The 20,809-nt window shown below is 66.8% G+C and carries 15 protein-coding genes; 2 read left to right on the top strand and 13 right to left on the bottom strand.

What is annotated here, in order from left to right; all coding sequences use genetic code 11:
- Window positions 1-164: 164 nt before the first annotated feature.
- A complete protein-coding gene (locus tag E3Z34_RS00625) occupies window positions 165-1,319 on the top strand; it encodes a glycosyltransferase family 4 protein (RefSeq protein WP_158288558.1) in 1,155 nt (384 codons plus the stop codon).
- Between the two features lie 1,572 nt (window positions 1,320-2,891).
- On the opposite strand, the gene E3Z34_RS00620 is transcribed toward E3Z34_RS00625, so the two are convergent.
- The 13 genes from E3Z34_RS00620 to E3Z34_RS00560 all read right to left on the bottom strand — a co-directional run bounded on the left by E3Z34_RS00620 (window position 2,892) and on the right by E3Z34_RS00560 (window position 19,021).
- Window positions 2,892-4,226, bottom strand: a complete 1,335-nt coding sequence (locus E3Z34_RS00620) for an ISL3 family transposase (protein ID WP_194092415.1) — start codon at window positions 4,224-4,226, stop codon at window positions 2,892-2,894.
- Window positions 4,227-4,290: 64 nt separating this feature from the next.
- The gene (locus E3Z34_RS00615) at window positions 4,291-4,815 is read right to left on the bottom strand and encodes a hypothetical protein (protein ID WP_134772048.1); all 525 of its coding nucleotides are present in this window, start codon (window positions 4,813-4,815) and stop codon (window positions 4,291-4,293) included.
- A 50-nt stretch (window positions 4,816-4,865) separates the two neighbouring features.
- Window positions 4,866-6,329: a lipopolysaccharide biosynthesis protein gene (locus E3Z34_RS00610; protein WP_158288557.1), complete on the bottom strand. Its 1,464-nt coding sequence runs from the start codon at window positions 6,327-6,329 to the stop codon at window positions 4,866-4,868.
- Window positions 6,330-6,445: 116 nt separating this feature from the next.
- On the bottom strand, window positions 6,446-7,348 hold the full coding sequence (locus tag E3Z34_RS00605; protein ID WP_134772046.1) for a hypothetical protein: 903 nt from the start codon (window positions 7,346-7,348) through the stop codon (window positions 6,446-6,448).
- A gap of 80 nt (window positions 7,349-7,428) precedes the next feature.
- Window positions 7,429-8,496: a glycosyltransferase family 2 protein gene (locus E3Z34_RS00600; RefSeq protein WP_134772045.1), complete on the bottom strand. Its 1,068-nt coding sequence runs from the start codon at window positions 8,494-8,496 to the stop codon at window positions 7,429-7,431.
- Window positions 8,481-9,260: a polysaccharide pyruvyl transferase family protein gene (locus E3Z34_RS00595; RefSeq protein ID WP_238695536.1), complete on the bottom strand. Its 780-nt coding sequence runs from the start codon at window positions 9,258-9,260 to the stop codon at window positions 8,481-8,483. The genes E3Z34_RS00600 and E3Z34_RS00595 overlap by 16 nt, the downstream gene beginning before the upstream one ends.
- A 131-nt stretch (window positions 9,261-9,391) precedes the next feature.
- The gene (locus E3Z34_RS00590) at window positions 9,392-10,282 is read right to left on the bottom strand and encodes a core-2/I-branching beta-1,6-N-acetylglucosaminyltransferase family protein (RefSeq protein WP_158288555.1); all 891 of its coding nucleotides are present in this window, start codon (window positions 10,280-10,282) and stop codon (window positions 9,392-9,394) included.
- Between the two features lie 1,051 nt (window positions 10,283-11,333).
- Complete coding sequence (locus E3Z34_RS00585; protein ID WP_158288554.1) at window positions 11,334-12,275, bottom strand: glycosyltransferase; 942 nt, start codon at window positions 12,273-12,275, stop codon at window positions 11,334-11,336.
- Window positions 12,276-12,370: 95 nt separating this feature from the next.
- Window positions 12,371-13,504 (bottom strand): glycosyltransferase, encoded by a 1,134-nt coding sequence (locus tag E3Z34_RS00580; RefSeq protein WP_134772041.1) that lies wholly within the window; start codon window positions 13,502-13,504, stop codon window positions 12,371-12,373.
- Window positions 13,501-14,508: a glycosyltransferase family 4 protein gene (locus tag E3Z34_RS00575; RefSeq protein ID WP_134772040.1), complete on the bottom strand. Its 1,008-nt coding sequence runs from the start codon at window positions 14,506-14,508 to the stop codon at window positions 13,501-13,503. The genes E3Z34_RS00580 and E3Z34_RS00575 overlap by 4 nt, the downstream gene beginning before the upstream one ends.
- Complete coding sequence (locus tag E3Z34_RS00570; protein ID WP_158288553.1) at window positions 14,505-15,776, bottom strand: O-antigen ligase family protein; 1,272 nt, start codon at window positions 15,774-15,776, stop codon at window positions 14,505-14,507. Before E3Z34_RS00570 ends, E3Z34_RS00575 begins: the two co-directional genes overlap by 4 nt.
- A 38-nt stretch (window positions 15,777-15,814) precedes the next feature.
- Window positions 15,815-17,821, bottom strand: a complete 2,007-nt coding sequence (locus E3Z34_RS00565; protein WP_134772038.1) for a glycosyltransferase — start codon at window positions 17,819-17,821, stop codon at window positions 15,815-15,817.
- A gap of 51 nt (window positions 17,822-17,872) precedes the next feature.
- The gene (locus E3Z34_RS00560; RefSeq protein ID WP_134772037.1) at window positions 17,873-19,021 is read right to left on the bottom strand and encodes a glycosyltransferase; all 1,149 of its coding nucleotides are present in this window, start codon (window positions 19,019-19,021) and stop codon (window positions 17,873-17,875) included.
- 145 nt (window positions 19,022-19,166) lie between these two features.
- Between E3Z34_RS00560 and E3Z34_RS00555 the strand changes: the two genes are divergently transcribed.
- On the top strand, window positions 19,167-20,792 hold the full coding sequence (locus tag E3Z34_RS00555) for a tyrosine-protein kinase domain-containing protein (protein WP_134772036.1): 1,626 nt from the start codon (window positions 19,167-19,169) through the stop codon (window positions 20,790-20,792).
- Window positions 20,793-20,809: the final 17 nt, after the last annotated feature.

The raw sequence follows: 20,809 nt of genomic DNA, 5'->3' as shown, positions 1-20,809 counted from the left end.
GAGCGCGGTCAGTGATGGCCGCCTGGTACGCCTGGGCACCCATGGGGGTGGAGGTCGCGGTGGTCGCGATGGCCAGTTCGGGCAAGACTCTCCTCCTCGAGCAACTCCCTGAGAGGCTAACGTGCTCGATGGGCGTGCCTGACACCCGAAGCAAAGGAGGGCCGATGGACCCGAGCCGGATGAGGATCGCGCTCGTCTCCAGTTCCTACCACCCGCACTTCGGCGGCGTCGAGGAGCACGTGCGCCACGTGGCCAAGGCACTGCAAGAGCGTGGTCACGTGGTTGAGGTCTGGACGGTGGACCGGGGTGACGGCCTGCGGGACGAGGTCGTCGACGGGTGCCGAGTGCGTTACCTCCCCACCCCACTGCCAGCTCGATCGGCGCGAGCAGTGGCTTCGCTAGCTTCGCGGGCTCCCCGGGCACTGACGCGATGGGTCAGGGCCTATGCGGCTTTCCGCCCCGACGTGATCAATGTGCAGTGCTTCGGACCCAACGGCGTCTACGGCCTGGCACTCGCCAAGCTCACCGGCACTTTCCTGGTGGTGTCGTCGCACGGAGAAACCTTCATGGACGAGCACGGCATCTACGACAGGTCCGCACTGCTGCGCACGGCGCTTCGTCGCGCCATTCGTTCCGGCACCGTCACGGCATGCTCCGCATACGTGGCGGACGACCTCCGGTCTCGATTTGGGGCTGGCGATGTCTGGGTCATCCCGAACGGCGTTCGTTTGGGCCGCACCGCGGACGCGACAGCCGAGCCATACGCCCCATTGGCTGACAAGGACGAAGGCCAGCCCGTGCTCCTGGGGGCAGGCAGGCTCGTCCGGCAGAAGGGCTTCGACGTTCTTCTTCAGGCGGCCGCCCAATCCCATTGCGAGCCCCGGGTGTGGATCGTCGGGGACGGAGCAGAGCGGGCAAGGCTGGAAGAACTGGCCGGATCGCTCTCGATCTCGCACCGAGTCCACTTCTTGGGACGCCGTACGGCCTCGGAAGTTCAGGCGCTCATGGCGGAGGCCGACGCGGTCGTCGTCCCCAGTCGGGTGGAGCCTTTCGGGATCGTCGTGCTGGAGGCCTGGGCCGCCGGCACGCCCGTGCTTGCCACACGCCAAGGCGGCCCGGCGGGGTTCGTCGCGGACGGCCGCGACGGCCTGTTGATCGATCCCACAGACCTCGACAGCGTCGTATCGCGTATTGATCGAGTCCTTGAGGACGACAGCCTCGCCGGGAGTCTCGCAGCGGCAGGCAGGCTATCCGTCCGACGGTTCACCTGGAGCCGCGTTGTCGATGCGTACGAGAAGCTGTACGCACGCATGGCTTGAACTCGTCAGAGGCGGAAGGTCCAGGGCCATGCCACAATCTGCTTTGTGCTCGGGTTCGTCACTTCGCTTCGCCATCCACTCAACAGCACCGACTACGCCCGTGTCGAGGCACTCCTGCGAGGGACGCTGACATCATGGTCCCGTCAAGACACGGCGACCTGGCTCGGTGTGGTCGTGGGAAATAGGAAACCCAGCTTCGATCTACCCCCTCAGGTGGTGTTCGTCGAGGTCGATTTTGAGCCCCCGTCACCGTTGCAAGGACCCCGGACTGGGATTCCCGCGGTACTACGGGACAAGGGCACCAAACTCGCGGTGGGGTTGAACGTTGCACAGCAAAGCGGCGCGTCACACGTCATGTTTGTCGACGCCGATGACTTTGTCAGCAAGCGAATTGCGTCGTTCGTGAGCGGGGATGGAGATGCGCCCGGTTGGACCGTTACGCATGGCTGGCGCTACAACGCCGAACGTCGGGCGGTCCGAGAGCATGCGGGCGACTTTCACCTCAATTGCGGCAGTTCGCACATCGTGCGGGCTGACCTATTTCCGTCCCCCGAACTAACTACAAACCCTTCACAGGACGATCTATATGTCGGTTATGGAGACAAATTGGAGCGTTGGATCGGGTCCCACATGCATATCCACGATGACCTAGCCTTGGCTGACCTGCCTTTCCATGGAGCCCTGTACCAGGTTGGAACCACCGAGGCTCATTCGGGCAATAGCCTGGGCGGCTGGACAAGACCGATATCAAAAGCCCTGGGTTCGGAGTTCGGCGTACCTCCGACGGGAGGCTCACCGCGGCGTCTTATCAAGGCTGTGTTGCCATCTCGGTCTGCCCTCCGGCACCTGTCGACACGCTTCAGGAAGGCGCTCGACGAGTAACCTCGCGAACCCGCCGTCTCGCTAGTCCGGCCATGCGTTTGCCCTGCTCAGTCGCTCGGTACAGCCGCGCCCTCTGGCGGACTCCGTCCGGCCATACAAACCCTCGGTCGGCCGCGAACTCGGTCGTGCCGAAGCCAGGACCTCCACCATGAACGCATCGCGATGAGCCCTGTAGACCTGCAGATCAAAACGTTGTGGGCAAAAAGCGGAGAGCTCACCCCCAATGTCCAGAGTCAGCAACGTACGCATGCACTTGGAGCACTTGGAGCAATTCTGTAAAGAGTTCCAATCGGTGTCGATGCACACGGTTAGACCGGCACGCGCGCTTTCGAGTTGCGCCACCTGAAAAGTCTTCTGCACACGAGTTCGCTCATGCCCGACGGCTTTCAGTCGCAGACTCGCCGTCGACAACAGCGGAAGGCTGAGTGGATCACTGGTCCCCATGTGCTCGCTCTCCCGCCCATGAACATCCTTGAAATGAACAGCAGAGGCATACAGCCACGTCCCAACTCCGGCACCGAGGAAATGAGCGACACTCGCATTCCGAACCGTATGCGTATTGTGGAACGCGGTATGCGTACCCAAGGGAACGAGATGGTCATCCAGATTGGACGTCACATCGACAACAGGAATTCCCCAGCTCGACGAAACGTTTCGGGCATTAGCGGCTCTTCCCAGTTGCGGTGGGGGTCATAGGTTGAGCCCTCCGCCGATGAGGAGCATGCGGAGCCTGTAGTTGGATCGGTTCTTGAAGCCTCGAGCCAGGCGACGGTGCAGCTCGACCAGTCCATTGATGGCCTCCGTCCCGCCATTCGTGGCCCCGGTGGTGAAGTAGGCCAGGAACGCCTCTCTCCACTTGCGCAGGGTGCGGCCGAGCCGGGCGACCTCGGGAATCGGGCAGGAGGGGAACGAGGCGATGATGCGCTCGGCGAGCTTGCGGCCCTCGGCCTTCTCGGTCTGCTTGTACGCGGCGCGCAACTGCTGGGCGCACTGCCAGGTCAGGTCGACCACCTCGTGGGCCTCGTTGGCGGCGAACGCCCGCTCGATCCGGGCGCGCTGCTTGTCGGTGAGATTCTCCTCGCCGGCGCGCAGGATGTTCTGGATGCCGTACAGCGGGTCGCCCTTGCGGCCGCGGTGACCGGTGGTCGCCTGCTGCACCCGCCGTCTGACCTCGTCCACGCACTTCGTCCCCAGGGCGACGACATGGAAGACGTCGAGCACAGCGGTCGCCTCGGCCAACTCGTCGTCGATGGCGGCCTTGTACCCGTGGAACGGGTCGAGCGTGGCGACCTTGACGCTGGCGGTGAAGGCGTGGCCCCGTGCGGTGAGCCAGTCGGCGTACGCCTTCTTCGAGCGGCCCGGTACCAGGTCCAGCAGACGTGCCCTGACCTGCCCGTTCTCATCGGTCGTCAGGTCCACCATCCCGGTCAGCTCCTTCGGTCCGCGTCCACCGTCCTCGGGCGCCTTCGTCGAGACGTGGTGCCACACGTGCTCATCCACGCCTAAGGTCTGCACGCCCGCGAAGCGGGTCTCGTCGGCTGCTGCGGCCGTCAGGATCGGCTCGATCCCGGACCAGACGGTGTCCCACCCCAGGCCCAGCTGGCGGGCCAGGCCGTGCACGGTGGCGTGCTCACGGCGCAGCTGCCCGACCGCCCAGGACCTCGCCCTGGTCGTCCACGTCGAGCGTGGTGGAGCCAAGGTCTCGTCGGTCTCGGTGAACGAGCGCCTCGGGCACGACGCCTCCCGGCAGGCCCAGGTCCGCTTCGCCCAGACCAGCCGCACCGGCGTCCCGAACGCCGGGATGTCGACCAACCGGTGCTCGCGCCGACCTCGCGAGGCCGCGCGCACTCCGCAGTCCGGGCACCCGACCGGACCCGGCGGTGACTCCACCCTCACCACCAGCCCGTCCGGGCCGCGCGCCACGTCCAGGACGTGATAGCCGTCCAGGCCCACCAGCAGGTCGCAGTTGTCGCAGTACGCGCTGTGTGCGCCGAGCGCAGCGCAGCACGACGTAGGGTTGTCCATCGTCGAGGTCCTCGAGGTCTTCGGAGTGCTTGGTCGCCTCCGATCTTGAGGGCCTCGACCCTTCTCAGCCCGGCACCTGCCTCGCCCGGCGCGTCACACCCCTACCCCCACCGCAACTGGGAAGAGCCGCATTAGCGAGCTCAAGGGCGGCGCGCCTCATATGCGGCGCATCCTGGGAGCCCACGTTGTTGAAGAGTAGGTGGGTCACTCGGAGAGTCTTGGGAACGTCCGCGCCGAAGAAATAGTCGCCAAGGGCGCTGAACGAGTCGACGCCAGCAGAGAAACCTGTGGCGACGCCCGTAGGTGGGGAGCCAGGAGTTTGGACCCAAGCTGCGCTGACTCGGACCTGCTTGTAGATGGGGAGGATCGATCGGATCCAGGCCTGGACGGGGCCGTTCAGATTGAAGAGTAGCTCGTCCGTGAGCGGGCCCTCGAGGTGCAGGTCCTGGCCGCTGCGCATGGCGGGAAGGACGAGAGCCAGAGCGAAGTGGTCCACGGTAGACGAGACCATGTGGGCGAACTCCTGCGGCACGTCGAAGTACAACGTGGGCTCGGGAATCCCGTCGACGTCGAACTTGGTGCCTGACATGCCCGTGCTGGATGTCGGATGTGGGCGAACGGACTAGGCTTATCGGCCCATTATGACCGCCCCGCCCTGGAAGCCGAGCTCCCCAGGGTGAGCCTGAGAACGAACGTTGCCCAGGGGCGGATCTGGCTCGGAAGCGCGCGGCCGATTGCCGTGATGTCCTTCGGTTCAAGCCCACCCCGTACCAACATCACCAGCAGCACGAAGAGCGTGCCTCCCAGAAGGAACGCCGTTCCTGCCCCCCAGAAGGGCGAGTTCAACTCCGCGGCCGCTGCGGTTCCGCCAGCGAAGGCCGCCAGCCCCGCGACGGACGCGGCGGCCACCGATCGGAAAGAGGTCACGAACTCCCACCGCCCCACCATAAAGCTCTCCGGCTCCCTCCAACCGAGCCAGGCCACCCGTGTCAGGACGACAGCGAACTTGCCCATGACCGCCCCCCATGCGCCGACGGCGGGTATGAGGAGGAGGGCCACGACCACGGTGGCGACCAGCGATAGCGCGTTGACTGTAAGCGCACTGCCAGCCCGGAGCCGAGCGCTGACGAAGGTCTGCATCGGATAGGTGACGATCAGGAATCCCGAGACAACGACCAGTGCAAGAACAAGGCGGCTGGCTGAGGCAAAGGCCTCTCCATATAGAACCGGGACCAAGAGCGCCAGCACCGGTCCACCCACCGCGATGATGAGCCCCGCGATGGCACTGCTCATCCGCACCGTCCGCCGGAAGGCTTCCTTGATCGCGGTGACGTCGACCTCGCGAAGTGCTGAGATTGCCGGTGTCAGAGGGTTGAGGAGGGCTTGAGCGGGTGCGAAGAGGTGCCCTGCTAGACCGAAAGCCATGGCGTAGAGACCGACCTGCTCCGCGGTGGACAGGTGCTCCAGAAGCACCACCTCCGAGCGGCTCAGAGCGATGGTAGAGAGGATGCCCGACAGCCCCATGGGCACGGCATACCGCCAGAACCCCGCGGGCATGCCCGAGGGCCACCTGGGTGTGAGAACAGCACGACGGTAGCGGCGCTGCACTAGGAAGATCGCGACGATCACACTCACACCGCCCACCACCATGCGGGCGCTCCATACGACATCCGGCTGGGGGATGGACAGGACCGCGGTGACCACCACGGCCTGGGTGACGAGGTTCATCACCATGGCCAGACGCGCGGCTCGCGCAGTGTCGTTCTGGATCGTGAGGGCTGCGGGGGCTCCACCAAAGCCAGCCGGTACCCAGATGCCGAACAGGATCGCCAGGACCAGCAGCGCCACTGGCACGTCGGCCAAGAGAAGCACCACACCCGTGAGAATCGGGGCGCCGACAAGGACACGGAAGCCCTGGGTCCGACGCAGGAGTGACTTGACGGTGTCGTGATCACCCCGCGAGTGGGCCTTGGCCCCGAACTGGATGAGCCCGTTCCCGACCCCGACCATGACGATGACGCCGACGATCTCCATCACCATCGTCAGGTAGGCGAGACGCCCGTAGTCAGCAACCCCCAGGACACGGGCAAGCACGATGTTCACGACGAACGCTAGAGGCAGTGAAACAGCAACATGGAGCAACGTCCACATAGCCCCACTGACGGCGCGGGTCTGTAGCTGGGCGCGGTCCAGCCGTTCCGGCGTTGGATCCCCCGCGCTCACTGTGCGGGATCCCTACGGGCTCCGCCTTCGTGCGGACCAAACCGCGCGTCTAAGACGGCGAGGCTTGCGGAGTCAGGCGCAAACTTGCGCGCGAACCAGCGCCCCGAGGCCAGAGCATCGGGTAGAGCACTCTCCTCGAGATCGAGCGGATGGTTCCCCTCCCAGACGGAGTAGTGTAAGAGTTCTGATCGCACCACCAACGGACCGTTGCGAAGCACAGTATGGGGAAAGGCCTCACTGGGTATTCGCGTCCGACGAAAATATTCCAGCAAGGACGCGGGAGCAGACAGCAGGTGCGCCAAAGCCCTACCATTCAGGGCGAACAAATCGTTCCCCTTGTGCAACTGGAGACTCTTGCCGAAGGGTGTCTTCCGACGGCGAACATCTATACGCGGCGATAACCCGTGAGGCTGCGGGTGGATGGTGATGCCGGGAATCCGGTGGATGACCTTTGTGGTCATTCGAAGCACGGCCGGCCTCTTGACAAAATCGGGGGCTGCGAAACTCCGGCTTAAGTACCTCTGCAGGACGAACTCATAGTCGGCGCCCTGACCAGGGGCCTCCATCAGTGCGTCTGCTCCCACCTTTGCCAGGTGCAACTCGTAGTCGGTGAGGGGATGCAGCGGGTAGTCCTGAGCCGTCAGCAAGGTGTACCAATCATTGGGCCGCCCCGTGTTGGCCAATGCCAGAGCAGCCAATAGAGAGTCAAGGTAACTACCGTCCCCCCATATGACCGCGCGGGGGGTCCGTACCCACTGAGCACCCGCCGCTGCGAGGACGCTTGAATCCAAGGGGTCCGCTTTGCGGTCATGACTCACAAGAATATGCCCATCGGGACTCAGCGAACGGATCCGCTCCACCAGGCGATACGTTTGCAGATTGTTCTTGTAACTGGTCACGATGTAGGTGAAGACTGGGGCCTCTGAGAGGTCCATACTTTCCCCCTCACCCTCATGCCCGTCTCGGGCCCTGTGCCCCGTCATCGACTCTTGAACATTCCCGTGACCCATATCCGCCCAGAGGTGCGAAGAAATTTGCGTGCCCGCCAGCGAACAGGGGGCGGCAGAAGAGCGGAGCGCCGCAATCCTCTAGATGGGATGAACCTTGCGGTTCGGCGGTAGATCTCCAACGCCTCTTTCCACTCATGATCCTTGATGGCCTCCCAAAGCCAGCGGTGAGACTCCGCCGCATACTCATCCGAGTAGTCCGTGAGTCTGAATCCCCGAGGGGACCCAGCGTTCTCCCACGCGTGACTCCACGCACTCACTCTGTGGCGCCACTTCGCGGGGTCCCTCGTCGTGGTCAGTTGTGAACTGTGAACCCGATAGAAGAACCAACGTCCGGGGACGAGGTGCCACTCGGTCAACGCAGAGATGTAGACGAACAGCAGCCAGTCCTCCGCGGTTCGCAGTTCCGGCGCGATAGCCGGAATCTGCTCGAGAAGCTCCCTTCGAAACATCGTGGACGACGTAACGCCGCAGTTTTTTCGAAGCATGGCTTCGAGACTTGCACCTTCGATATCGAGGTACTCAAAGTCATTTGCTGGTGTCGCGGAGATGGCTCGCTGCTCCAAGGTCTCTCTAGCGCCCGGAGCAAAGATCTCGGTGACGAAACCGTTGAGCTCCCTCTCCGCTTCTTTCTCTGAGAACTGCCAGAAGGCTGAACGGAGGGCCTGACAGGAGGGGTTCTCCGCCAGATAGCGGTGGGCCGCTTCCTGCTTTTCGCTGTGCCAGATGTCGTCGTCATCCAGCAGACATACCCAGTCGGACCTCGCGGCTGCGAGGCCCTCAGTCCGGGACTGGGCCGGCCCTAAAGGTTCAGCGTGAACGATGATCCGCACGTCGGGATAGGTGGCCGCGACTGCGTCAGCCGACCCATCCACATCGCCGTCGAGGACCACGATGACTTCGCTGGGGGGAAGGGTCTGGGCGAAGACACTCTCCAACGCCGCCAGTAGCATGTCGCGACGAGCTCTACTGGGGATGATAACGCTGTAGTCCAAGAGTTCCGCGGATCCGCGTTGATACATCACTACCAACTCGTCCACGGCCGTGAAACGGTGTGCGGCGCATTAGTGAGAGCCCTCAGCAGTTGGTCTTGGGTATCCCTGACAATCTCAGCGTCCACGGTCGAGGCCTTCTCGTCTATCTGACCGAGCACCTGAGTGGCGCTCTCAGCGACGAGCCGCCTGTTGCGAGATGGCAGGACCACGCTCTCGTAGTCACGAAACTTGAACGCGCCACCGGCCAGCGTCTGCGTCGGCAACTCGACCCATGAGGCCGGTATCCCGTAGGCATCTGCGGTGATGAGACCGTGCAGCGAAGAAGTCAATATCCGCTTGCATCTCGAGATTTCTCCGATGACTTTAGTCGGCGACCCGACAGGGTCGATGAGTAGTGAGCCTGGGCTAGCTTGCTGCAACTCTTCCCAAATGTTAGCGGTCTTTTGTGCGTGGTGGGGAATGATGCCGAGCTCGACACTGGGACGACGTTTCGGCAGAAATTTTGAGACCAGAAGCCCTGGGTCTCCCAGCGCGATATCTCGCTCCAACCCCTGCGTCTCCATGGTGAGCACGCCCCTGACCGCTAGGTACTTGGCGTAAGGTAGCGGCACGGATCGACCTTGCAGGAGGCCGGACCCCCACACGGCCCCCGCGTAGTCTCGTGGCACCATCTCCAGCAGGCTGCCCACGCCGATGAGCTGTGCGTCACGAGCCGTCGACAACCGAGGCATGAAGCCCGCCCTGGCGAGCAACCATGGGGTGAGCGCGTCGCCGAAGTTGGGGAACTGATCGAACCAGAAGGCGCGCACCGCCAAGCCCGCCGGGTAGTTCGAGGGTCTCAGCGCAGCGGTCGCATACCTACCGGCTCGACGGAGCGCCCTACGTGGTCGGTTCCCGTAGTACAGACCGTCCCTGATGACATCCCGAACTCGTGACCCGTTCATCCGGCATCGAATTCACGGTCCAGGGCGTCACACAACTCTTGGCCGGTTGATGAGGACACTTTGCGACACAAGATGGCTGGAGATGCGAGCAGTGCCGGTAGATCCGCGCTGTCAAGGTAGCGACAGCCATCACTTGCTTCATCCCAGCCGATGAATGTCAGCTCCATGTCAGATCTCGGTGGCGTCTGCCACGAGAGCAGTGTCTGGATCAGTGATTCATCTGGGATCACGCTGCGCTTGTAGTGCCGCACCAGCCCAGTCTGCCCTTCTGTCTCGGACAGCACAACATCCGACAGCGGACGGTCCAGCGCAAGCATCTGCTGCCCCTTGTAGATGGTGCGTCCGTCGAGCGGATGTACTCGTCGGACTCCGATGAGACGGCGACCAGCGCGCGCCATCACCCTGTGGGCGATCAGAGGTTCGGCTCGGAGAAAAATGGCGTCTCTCACGCGTCGGGCCAGAGGACGCGCTGCTGGGGGCAGCCGGCTGGAAAGCGACGGAACGTCGAACCAGCGGTACTGGTATCGGGTCCAGTTGTCATCTCCGACGCCGCGTGTCCGCCCCCACCTCGGCGCGTAATCGAGCGGATAGGCGGACCCGACCCATCCCCCACCCCCCGCGACGAACCGACGATGCCATGCGTTCAAGTCACCGCACACGTAGTCCTGGCCGGAGGCGAGGATGGTCACGTCCGGGTCGATCCACTCCCTTAAGCGGCGGATGCCCTCCAGCGTCACAGCCACCAACGCCCACGACCCCCAGTCCGTCTTCTGCCCATGGATCCACACCCGAGCGCGGTGGTCGGCCAAGTGTGGAGCGGGGGCCTGCCGATCGTCGTGCGCGACGAGAACCCGCGACTCGGGGCTTCGGTCCAGGATCGTCCTCACGAGCCGTTCTACCCTGGGGGGAGTCCTGATGGCTGAGATGATATCCAGCCCGCGGCTGCATGCCGTTTCAGGACCTCCCCTGCTCAAGCGAGGCCCGGACTGCCTCGCCACTCTCGTCGTGCCGCTCCGGTTGGGCCGGTCTGGCTGCGACGTCCCGTAGTACTGCCAATGCGCCCCACGCTACGCCTAGTGTCGTGACACCAAAGCGTTCTGCCCGTCGCCGCAGGCCGGAGACCCCGCCGACGTCCCGATACTGGCCAGCGATCCACCGCCTCAGGAGTGGCGATGCTGCACCTGAGTGTCGGGCGAGCAGCACCATGTGATTCCGTCGCCCGTACAACTTGTACCGGGTGTCGAACCGTCTGCCATGAACATGGGGTGCCGGGAGGTGGTCCACCGCAAGCAGCCGGGTCGTAGAGCACAGCTTCCGCCGAGTCGAGCGATCCGGAGGAAGATGTCGGTGTCCTCACGAAGGGCTGTGCCGGGGTAGTCGTCCCGGAAACCGCCCAGGCGCTGCAGCACCTGGCGAGTGAACGACATGTTGGCCCCGATCCCGTGGGTAACGGGAACCCGCCCCTCAGTTGCCGCGCCGAACCCAGCGGTGAGACGGCCGTCCGCCGTCAGGGTCCCGATCGGTTCATCAGGCAATCCTCACCGGGATCCGTTGAGGGTCCGTCCCGCAAGCGCGTCAATATTCTCGTCCTCGAAGGCTTTGACGGACTGCGTCAGCCCAGCCGCTGCGTACCACCACATCGTCGTCGATGAAGGACACCACGTCTCCTACCACGTGGTGCAGTGCGCGGTTTCGCGACTTCGTCATGTGGCCGGCGAGCTCGGGGGCATGGATGTAGATCGCTGTTGGCAGAGTCCTGAGCGCATCCTCCTGGGGCGCCGTGCGGAAGCGTCGACGACCACGACCTGATCGATCGATGATCCTTCACTCGCCAGGGATGCGAGGCACCGCTCGAGAAACGCCGGGCGTTCGTAGGTCACACTACGACCGACAACGGCAGACCAGGGCGCCCCATGTGCTCAACGGTAACAGGGCATCTCACATGGTTAGAGCGATGAGGGTCCGGTCCAGCTGCTCCCTGAGCAGGTCGTCGTCGAATGAGGCGGCCCGCTCATGACCCCACGCACTCACCTCCGCGTAGCTGGCGACCGCACCCTCCACGACGCGGGCTAAGCCAGAGTGGTCACCCGGCGGATAGAGCAGGCATGCTGGTGCATCCCGCAGGATCTCGACCGGCCCCCCGTGGTTGGTGGCCACCACGGGCATCCCCGATGCCAGTCCCTGGACGATGACCTGGCCGAACGGTTCTGGCGTGGTCGAGCAGTGGACGAGGACGTCGTGATCTCGCAGCAAGGAAGGCACGTCATCCACGTGCCCTACCAATGTGGCGCCCGGCTCCGCATCCACCAGAAGTTGCAGTTCCCGCCAGTAGGTGTCCTCCCCAAAGTGCGCACCACCAGCGATCGTCAACCTCGCCTCGATACCAAGTCTCTGCAGCTCGGGCAGCGCTCGGACGGCCACGTCCGGGGCTTTCCAGGCCGCGATCCGACCGAGGTACAGCAGCCGTAGCGGGGTATGAGGTTGGATCCGAGGAGGTCCGAGTGCCGCGGCCCTGACCCCGCTCATGCTGGGCACCACGGCGATCTGGTCAGGTTCCACCCGGAGCACCTGCTCCACGGTCCTCGCGGTCCAGCGGGAGTTGGCGAGATAGTGGCTCACCCGTCTGGCCGTGACCACCCCAGTGAGGGTCAGGCCCAGTCTCGACATCGCGCTGTCCGTCAGGCCGTCGCGCACCCAGTAGACGAGACGTGCCTGGCGAGGCAGCACCAGTGCGGTGAGGAAGGCGGAGCGCATGGAGTTGGCGACGACCAACTTCTCGCCCCGGAGGGCTCGCGCCAGACCACGAACACCCTTGACCGCCACCACGTCCGCCGTGAGACCAGCCCACACGCCTTCACCCTCCAACGCCACCAGCCGCACCGGGAGAGTCGTCGCCCCGAGGTAGCGTCGCAGGGCGAGCTCGCCGCCGCCCGGCTTGTTCGTGTGCGAGACGAAGGTGACCCGCTGAGCCTCGGTCATGGGTGGGCCGCCTGCACTCGCTCGAGGACGCCGGCCATCTGCTGGACCCTCTGCGACCAGGTCGGTATGTCGTGGGGAATGTCGGGCGACCATGGGGTCGACCGCCCAGCCGCCACCGCGACGGCCTCCGGGAACTCCTCCGCTCCGACCGCGGTGACGAGGGGGTCCGTTCCGCTTTCGAAACCGGGCACCGGGGTGGACACCACCGGGCGACGCGCCGCCCGGTACTCGTACGCCTTGATGGGGTCGAGGGACGCGGTGAACTCGGTCAGGACGTGCGGCACGATGAGGACGTCGGCGTGCTGCAGGTATGCCGGGACCATGTTGCTGGGGCGGGGGCCGAGGACGCGCACACCGGCGGCCTGCAGGCGCACGAGGTCGTCACGCGGCAGAGGGGCAGGGCCGGCGAGCACCACGGTGCCACCGACGGCACGACCCAGGTGGAGCGCTGTCCTGACGAGCAGGTCCACATCGACGCGGTCACGGTGTGCCGTGCCGAGATAGAGGGCGACCGGCCCCTCACCCAGGTCTGCCGGTCGAGGCTGTCGTGACCGGTAAGGGCCGACGTCAACGGCGTTGGGGATCAGCGCCACGTCCCGATGCTGGGACTTCGTCCGCACCAGACCCTCGGAGCAGACCACGACTTCTCGGCAGTCGGCGAAGAGTGAGGTCTCCTGCCGCCGGAGACGGGCCAACTCGGGCTCGGGGCGGTCCGCGACCAGCCAGTCGTCGGTGATGTCGTAGAGGGCGGGCCAACCGGACGCCGCCAGCACCTCCCAGCCACCGGGGTCGTTCACCCAGAGCACGGGGTCCCTCAGGTCGAGGCGCTGCGCGGTCCGGACCACGGTGCGGGCACGCCGGCGGTCCCCCGCAGGATCGACCCGGCGAGGGAGCGTCTTCTGAGGTCGGAGTGCCCACAGCCTGCCCTCGGCGCCCTCGAGATCGACGCTGCGCATCCCCGTGGACGTGGGTCGTCTCCGGCTCCGCAGATCATGCAGGACGTCGACCGGGGGCTCGACGAAGAGGGCACGCCGGACCTCTCCCGACCGGAGCAGCCCGGCCACAAGGTGCTGGTTCCTGCGCCACACCTCGTCCCAGGGCTCCAGGGAGATCACGACCAGGTCGGTCATCCCAGTACCTCCTGATAGACCGCCTCCGTGCCCTCCGCCTGGGCGCGGGGGGTGAAGGTCGTCCGCTGGACCGTCTGGAGCTGCTCCCCATACCGTGCCCGCAGGTCAGCGTCCTCGCACAGCCGAGCCAACATCGCCCCCGCCTCGGCGACCGCACCCGGCCGGAAGAGTTGAGCCTCAGTTGCTCGTCCGACGGTCTCGGGGTGGGCGCCCGCGTCACTGGCCAGGACGGGCAGACCCTGGGCCATGGCTTCGAGCACGCTGAGGCCCAGGCCCTCGATGTCGCAGGGCGCGATGAGCACAGCCGACGAGCGCATGAGCTGGGCGACGTCATCACGAAAGCCGAGGAAGGTGGTGCGCTCCGCAATCCCCAGGTCGGCTGCCGCTCGTTGCAGTCCGGCCAACTCGGGTCCCTGCCCCACCACCTCGAGGCACCAACCCTCCGGAGCACCGGCTGCAAAAGCCCGCAAGGCAATGTCCGTCCGCTTCTCCGGCTGTAGCCGCTGCACGACGAGAACCACGGGGCGACGAGCTACGTCTTGTGTGGCCACAGCCTCGACCCCGGGGTAGACCACAGTGGAGGCACCGTCGATCGCTCCTGCGACATAGCAGCTGATAGAGATCTGGGCGTCCACCCGCGGACCCAGCAGCGAGCGGACCAGCCGACCCTTCATGCCAGAGCCCCGCGGCGCGGCGAAATGTCTCGTGGCAACCACGGGCGTCCCGCGGAGGGCGCGGGTCGGCAGCGCCGCGGCCTCGGCCGCAGTCATGTGCGCGTGGACGAGGTCCACGGGGGAGGCCAGCACGAAGCGAAGCGCGGTCGCCGGCAAGCCGGAGGCCGCGCTTCGCTTGACACCTCGATGCAGGCGTAACCGCATGGCCGCTGGGTCCCCGCCCAACACCTCGACAGTGTGACCCATCCGCGCTTGCTCATTTGCGAGGACGGCGACGTGACGCTCGACGCCGGCGAAGGCTGACGTCAGCACAAGATGACGCACCTTCACCGTGTGACCATTGGCTCTCTACGGCGCTCGGGCACAGACTCCCTGGCGGTATGAGCGGCGAGTCCCAGCAGCACGCCGATGAGCAAGAATGGCGCAGAGACGGAGATGGACACCCAGAAGAGGTCCAGCTGCGCCTGTGCCAGCCGGGAGAGTCCCAGCGCCAGGGCCAAGGTCCCGAACGCGGGGTCGGCTCTATACAGGACAGCAATCGCACCGACCCACAGCACCAGGAATCCAAACAGACCGATAAGACCGGCCGAGGCCATCACCTCAAGGAAGGCGTTCGGTGGCTGGAAAAACCCTGGTGCGTCGGCCTGAGTCCAATATCGAAGCCCATGTCCGAAGAATGGTGCATCTAGCCAGATGCGGAAGGACTCGGTGTACCACTCAAGTCGCTGGAACCAGGAGTTGTGTACGTTGCCCGAGGCGATCTGGTCTCGTGCCATGGTGAGCACGAGATAGATGATCGGTGCCACCACGATGAGGGCCACGACGCCACGTCGCCGTTCGGCGTGCCTGCGAAATGACACCACAAGGAGCCCAACAGCCAATCCGACGAGTGCCTGCCGGGACTGCGTGACGGCCAACGCGGTGACCACGACGACCAGAGCAGGCACGGCCCACCGCTTCGTCCACCCCAGCCAGGTCGGGCGGGCATAGAGGATCAGCGCCGCGATCCCCATCAGGTTGCCCATGAAGTTCTTATGCATCCCCCAGGGCCAACTCGGGTAGACGGCGCTGAAGTTACCCCGTGCGTAGCCCAGCAGCCCTTCGGCGATGGTCGGAAGGGCGAGGGCCACACAAGCCAGAAGGAAGAGCGAAACTCCCAGACGAGCGTGCCCCGTCGCTCCCACAGCCCACCCGACGACCAGCGCGCCGGAGACGAGCAGCCACGCGTGGAACCACTCCACGCCATTGGCGACGAAGGGGTTGGCGATCACTGTGAAGAGAGTGGCGGCCTGGTAGATCGCGTTGAGCCAGAGGAGCTTGCGCAACTCGGGACTGAAGGGACGAGGCGCGAAGAAGACAGCAGGCCAGAACGCGAGGGCCAAGATCCAGTCGGCGATGGTCATGTCGACGGGACCCGCACCGAAGCGGAGGACGACCACGATGAGGGGCATGGCCAGGAGGGGCAGCAGGACAGGCTGGGTGAGCGCCACGACTGCGAGGAGCAGGAACACCACTCCGCCGACGACGAGGAGGGGCATGTCCGGAATGGCGTACCCCACCAGGACCGCGAGCGCGGTCGCTGCACCGGCGAGCAGCACCAGTGCTGGGCCCCGGAGCCGATCCCAACGTTCCGGGGTCATCCCGCGGCTCCCATCAGATTGGTGTCTCGGGGTCGAGGGAAGCGGGCAGTCTCGACAGTGCGCGGGCCTCGGATCAGCAACTCTGCCCGCGATCGGGCGCGCTGACCACGGACTCCTCGCAGCACCGCCGCCCGGGCCACCGCGCCGATCAACTGGCCGATCCGCGCGTACTGCCAACCGACCGCGCCGAAATGCTTGCGGAAGTACCGCTCCTGCCCGGCGTGGAAGTGAACCTCCCGACGCTGCGGGTCAGTCGAGGTGGCAGCTCCGACGTGCACAGCAGTCACCTCGGGCACCAGCCGGTGATGCCAGCCCATGAGCGAGGCCCGCTTGGCCCAGTCTGTCTCCTCTGCGTAGAGGAAGAAGTCCTCGTCGAAACCGCCGACCTGCTCAAGCGCCTCGGTCCGCAGCAGCAGCACTGACCCGATGACGTAGTCCTCATGCCGGTCGTTGAGCCGGCCCAGGCCTTTGGCCTCGATCCAGGACCGCACCGGGGTGGGGAAGGGCCAGGCGACCCTCGACGGCTGGGCGTCAGCGTCGACCTGAGCCGGTGCGACGCTGGCCAGGTCGGGGTCCGCACGCAGGGCTCGGTAGAGCTGGCGCACACCGTCGACGTCGACGATCGCGTCGGGGTTGAGCAGGAGCACGTCGGTGCCGGGGGTCTGCCGGTGGGCCAGGGCGTGGTTCACGCCGGCGGCGAAGCCGCCGTTCCACCCCGGGTCGAGGTAGCGGACCCCCAGCTCGGCGCACAGGTCGCGGATCTCGGTCATGGAAGAGTTGTCCACGACCGTGACCGGGAGCTCCCGGACCGGCTCCAGCGCCGAGCGGAGCAGCTCGGGCGAGCCGTAGGCCACGACCACCACCTCCGGGTCGGTCGTGTCCGCGACCTCGCTGCGGGTCGAGTGCGTCATCCGGCGGTAGACCTCGTCGTAGCGTCGGGCCACCTCCTCCCACGAGCACTCCTGGGCCCGCTCCAGCCCCGCCTGACGCAGGCGCTCCCAGAGGCCGGGCTCACGGCATACGCGCTGCAGCGCCTCCCCCAGTGCCACCGGGTCACCCTCGGGCACCAGCAGGCCCGCCTCCCCGACGACCTCGGGCAGCGCACCGCTGTCGCTCGCCACGACCGGGACCCCGGCAGCCATCGCCTCGACGACCACCCGGCCGAACTGCTCGACCCACCCTGGCGTGGTCCGCGACGGCACGGCGAGCACGTCCATCTCCCGCAGCAGACCTGGCAGCTGCTCCGGGGTGGCGGAGCCCGCAAAGCGCACCCGTTCGCTAAGACCAGGCACGTCGGCCCGCCCCCTCAGCTCGTCCTCCTGGGGCCCGGCACCGACGACGGTCAGCTCCAGTTCATGCTGGGTTGCCGCGGCGTCGAGCAGCACGTCGACCCCCTTGTGCGGGGCGAGACGCCCGACATACCCGACCTGCACCGGAGCGTCGGCGGCCGGGGGCTGCCGGTCGGCCGGGGAGAACCGCTCGACGTCGACCCCCAGCGGGATGACGTCGGGCACCCCGGGGAAGCCCTTGCGCCGGCAGATCTCACCGGCCTCGGTGTTGCAGACGATGAGGGCGCGCGCGTGCCGCAGCGCCCAGCGCTCCCACCAGCGGAAGGGGATCGGGTAGCGCTTGTGGAGGTTCTGCGCCGAGTAGAGGGCGTAGGGAGCGGGATTGCGACGCAAGGCTCGCAGGACCAGCGCCTCCAGGGTGGCGACCGCGAAAGGCTCCTCGTGCAGGTCGATGACGTCCCAGCGCCGGCCCAGCGCCCGCCACAGCGGCCGTGCGTCGTAGGCGAAGAGGGCCGGGTGTTTGCCGACGGTGGCCACCGGCTCGACCGAGCGGTCGGGCTCGGACGGGTCGGGCGTGAGGGTGACCACCGAGCCGCCCTCGTTCCAGCGCGCGGCGGAGAGCAGCGTGACGTCGTGCCCCTGCCGGCGGAGCTCCCCCTCACGGGCCCGCCACGCTGTCACGACGCCGCTGTGGAAGACCCGCAGGACGCGCATGCGCTCCAGCCTACTTGCCGTGAGGGCGAGCGATCCTGCGCGAGCCCGGCCTCAGCGGGAACGGCCGGACCCCAACGGCTTGCCGCTGTCGAGCAGGCTGTCCACCTCGGACCGAATCTTCTCGATGAAGCTCGGTTCGTCGAAGGTCGCGGCGTGCGCCTGGATCGCCTCGGCGTCCCAGTCCCGGGCGGATGCCTCCTGCACCGCCGCGCGGATGGCCTCGGGGGTCACCTCGCCGAAGAAGATGCCGCTCAGACCGTCGTCGACCGTGTCGAGGTAGCCGCCCGCCCGCAGCGCCACGACGGGGAGGCCACGGGCGTTGGCCTCCAGCGGCGTCAGGCCGAAGTCCTCGTGGCTGGGGGCCAGCAGACCCGTGGCGTGGGCGTAGATCCAGCGCAGCTCGCCGTCGGGGACGTCGGAGACGATCCGGACGTTCTCCGGCGCCTCGGCCACGAGCCGCTCCCGCTCCGGGCCGTTGCCGACGATGACGAGCCGCTGGTCGGTGCCGCGGAAGGCCTCGATCGCCACGTCGACGTTCTTGTAGGGCAGCAGCCGCGACACCACCAGCCAGAAACTGTCCCCGGCCCACTCCTCCAGCTCGGGATGCGGGTGCTCGTCCCCGGCCGTCGACAGGCCGGGCGGCGGGAAGAGCACCGGCGCGGTGATGCCGTAGGCGCTCATGATCCGTTGCCGCACGACCGACGAGTTGGCGAGGTAGCGGTCGGCCTGCCGGGCCGCCTCCCGGTCCCATCCGCGCAGCGCGGGGCCGAGCGCCGTCACCGCCAGCCGCTTGAGCGACAGCCTGCCGGCGTCGCCCAGGTAGTCCTCGGTCTGGTAGAGCCAGCGCGCCGGGTTGTGGCAGTAGACCAGCAGCTTGCCCGTCGTGTAGAAGCCGTGCGCCCAGCCGCTGCTGGACGCGATCGTCACGTCCGCGTCGATCCGGATGCCGCTCGAGGCGGGGGCGAGCACGGGCAGGGCCCGGCGGTGGTCCGACCTCAGGCCGGGCCACTTGTTGATCCCGCTGGTGATGACCGTGCGCTCCCGGAAGTCCGGGTAGGTCGCGTCCGGGTTGTAGAGGGTGGTGTAGATCGGCGCCTCCGGGTAGGCCCGGCTCAGCGCGAGGACCACCCGCTCCGCGCCCCCCCGCTGCGTCAGGTAGTCGTGGGCGATCGCCACCGGCACCCGATCCTCCGACCCCATACCTGCCTCTCTCGACGCCTCACGGACGCCAGCACGCTATCCCAGCAGTGTCGCACCGTTCCGGTGCCGCGGTCTTGTCCGGTATGCCGTGCGCTACCACCCAGTAGAGTGGCCAGGGACAGATCTCTGGCAGGGGAGAGCGACCGTGACCATCTCAGACTTCCTCTCGGCACTGCAGCAGCGGTGGCGGATCATCGTGGCGACCCTGCTCATCGTGGTGTCGACCACGGCGATCGTCACCATGCAGACCCCGCTGGTCTACCAGTCGAGCACCCGGGTCTACCTGCTCGCCAGCGGCGAGGGCGGCTCCGGCAACGCCTACAACATGCCCGGCTCGGAGAAGGAGACCCTCGTCCAGGTCGCCAGCTCACCGGTCGTCCTCGACGCGGTCCGCGAGCAGCTGGGCCTGCCGGCCGGCACCCCAATCGACGTCAGCGCCAGCACCTCGGGCGACACCAACCTCATGGACGTCACCGCCCGCTCCGACACCCCGCAGGGTGCCCAGCAGATCGCGACCGCCGTCCCGCAGGAGCTGGCGGCCGTGGCCCGCAACTTCGCCCCGTCCCTGGCCATCAGCGGTCAGACCGTCGAGGCCCAGGTCATCGCCCCGGCAGGCACCCCCGGCTCGCCCGTCGAGCCCGACATCGTCACCAACCTGCTGCTCGGCGCCCTGGCCGGACTGCTGCTCGGCATCGCCTTCGCGGTGCTGCGCCACAACGTCGACAACCGGGTGCGCACGCAGCGCGACATCGCCTCGCTCTCCGACCGCCCGCTACTGGCCTCCATCCCCGTCACGGACAAGAGCGAGGCCGGCCACGAGCTCTACGTCGAGAGCGACCCCTTCGGCGCGCAGGCCGAGGCCGTTCGCCAGCTGCGCACCAACATGCTCTTCGTGGACGTCACGACCGGCGGCCACTCCTTCCTGCTCACCTCCTCCCTGCCGGGTGAGGGCAAGACCACGACGACGGTCAACCTGGGCCTCTCGCTGGCCGACTCCGGCCTGAAGGTGCTCGTCATCGACGCCGACCTGCGCCACCCCACCGTGGCCAAGACCCTTGGCCTGGAGAGCGCCGTCGGACTCACGACCGTGCTGGTCGGCGCGGCCGAGCCTGACGACGTCATCCAGCAGTGGGCCGGGACCAACCTGCACATCCTCGCCGCCGGTGAGGTGCCGCCCAACCCCAGCGAGCTGCTCGGCTCCGGCGCGATGCGCACGCTCTTCCACCAGCTCACCGAGCAGTTCGACTTCATCCTCGTCGACACCCCGCCCGTGCTCCCCGTCACCGACGCCCTCGTCGTCAGCCGGCTCACCAGCGGCTCGATCATGGTCGTCGCCTCCGGCACCACCCGCAAGCGCCACCTCGCCGAGGCGATGCGCGTCCTGGGCACCGCCGACGTCGAGCTCGGCGGCTTCGTCCTCACCAAGGCGCCGGCCGCACCCACCGCCTACTACTACTACGGCGGCGGCACCCAGACCTCGGAGTATGGCGAGACGCGCGCCTCCCGTAACGGGACCGGCCGCGACAGTGGAGGGGACGGCGGGGGCCGGCGGCGCCGAGGGCGCAGCCGCGGCAACACCGTGACCCGCGCCCGGCGCACCAAGCGCGTGGAGAAGCAGTTCCCCAACGCCACCCGCGCGGCGGAGGAGCGGAAGACCCGCAACGAGACCCGTGCCGCGTGGCAACCGGCGGTCGTGGCTCCTGCGGCTGACGAGCAGGTCGACCCGGGCTCCGACGAGCAGGCGACGACCGCAAGCCGCCGAGGCAGCTGACGGCAGGCTGCGCCAAG

Origin of the sequence: Ornithinimicrobium flavum, assembly GCF_004526345.1 — a bacterium.
GTDB lineage: Bacteria > Actinomycetota > Actinomycetes > Actinomycetales > Dermatophilaceae > Ornithinicoccus > Ornithinicoccus flavus.
Note: the sequence above shows the minus strand (reverse complement) of the source record. Positions and strands in the feature narration are given on the sequence as shown.

Coding starts and splice junctions, on each gene's coding strand:
- E3Z34_RS00565 (WP_134772038.1), bottom strand. CDS start 17,821: ATGCGCGTCCTGCGGGTCTTCCACAGCGGCGTCGTGACAGCGTGGCGG.
- E3Z34_RS00580 (WP_134772041.1), bottom strand. CDS start 13,504: ATGACCGACCTGGTCGTGATCTCCCTGGAGCCCTGGGACGAGGTGTGG.
- E3Z34_RS00620 (WP_194092415.1), bottom strand. CDS start 4,226: ATGGACAACCCTACGTCGTGCTGCGCTGCGCTCGGCGCACACAGCGCG.
- E3Z34_RS00615 (WP_134772048.1), bottom strand. CDS start 4,815: ATGTCAGGCACCAAGTTCGACGTCGACGGGATTCCCGAGCCCACGTTG.
- E3Z34_RS00625 (WP_158288558.1), top strand. CDS start 165: ATGGACCCGAGCCGGATGAGGATCGCGCTCGTCTCCAGTTCCTACCAC.
- E3Z34_RS00560 (WP_134772037.1), bottom strand. CDS start 19,021: ATGGGGTCGGAGGATCGGGTGCCGGTGGCGATCGCCCACGACTACCTG.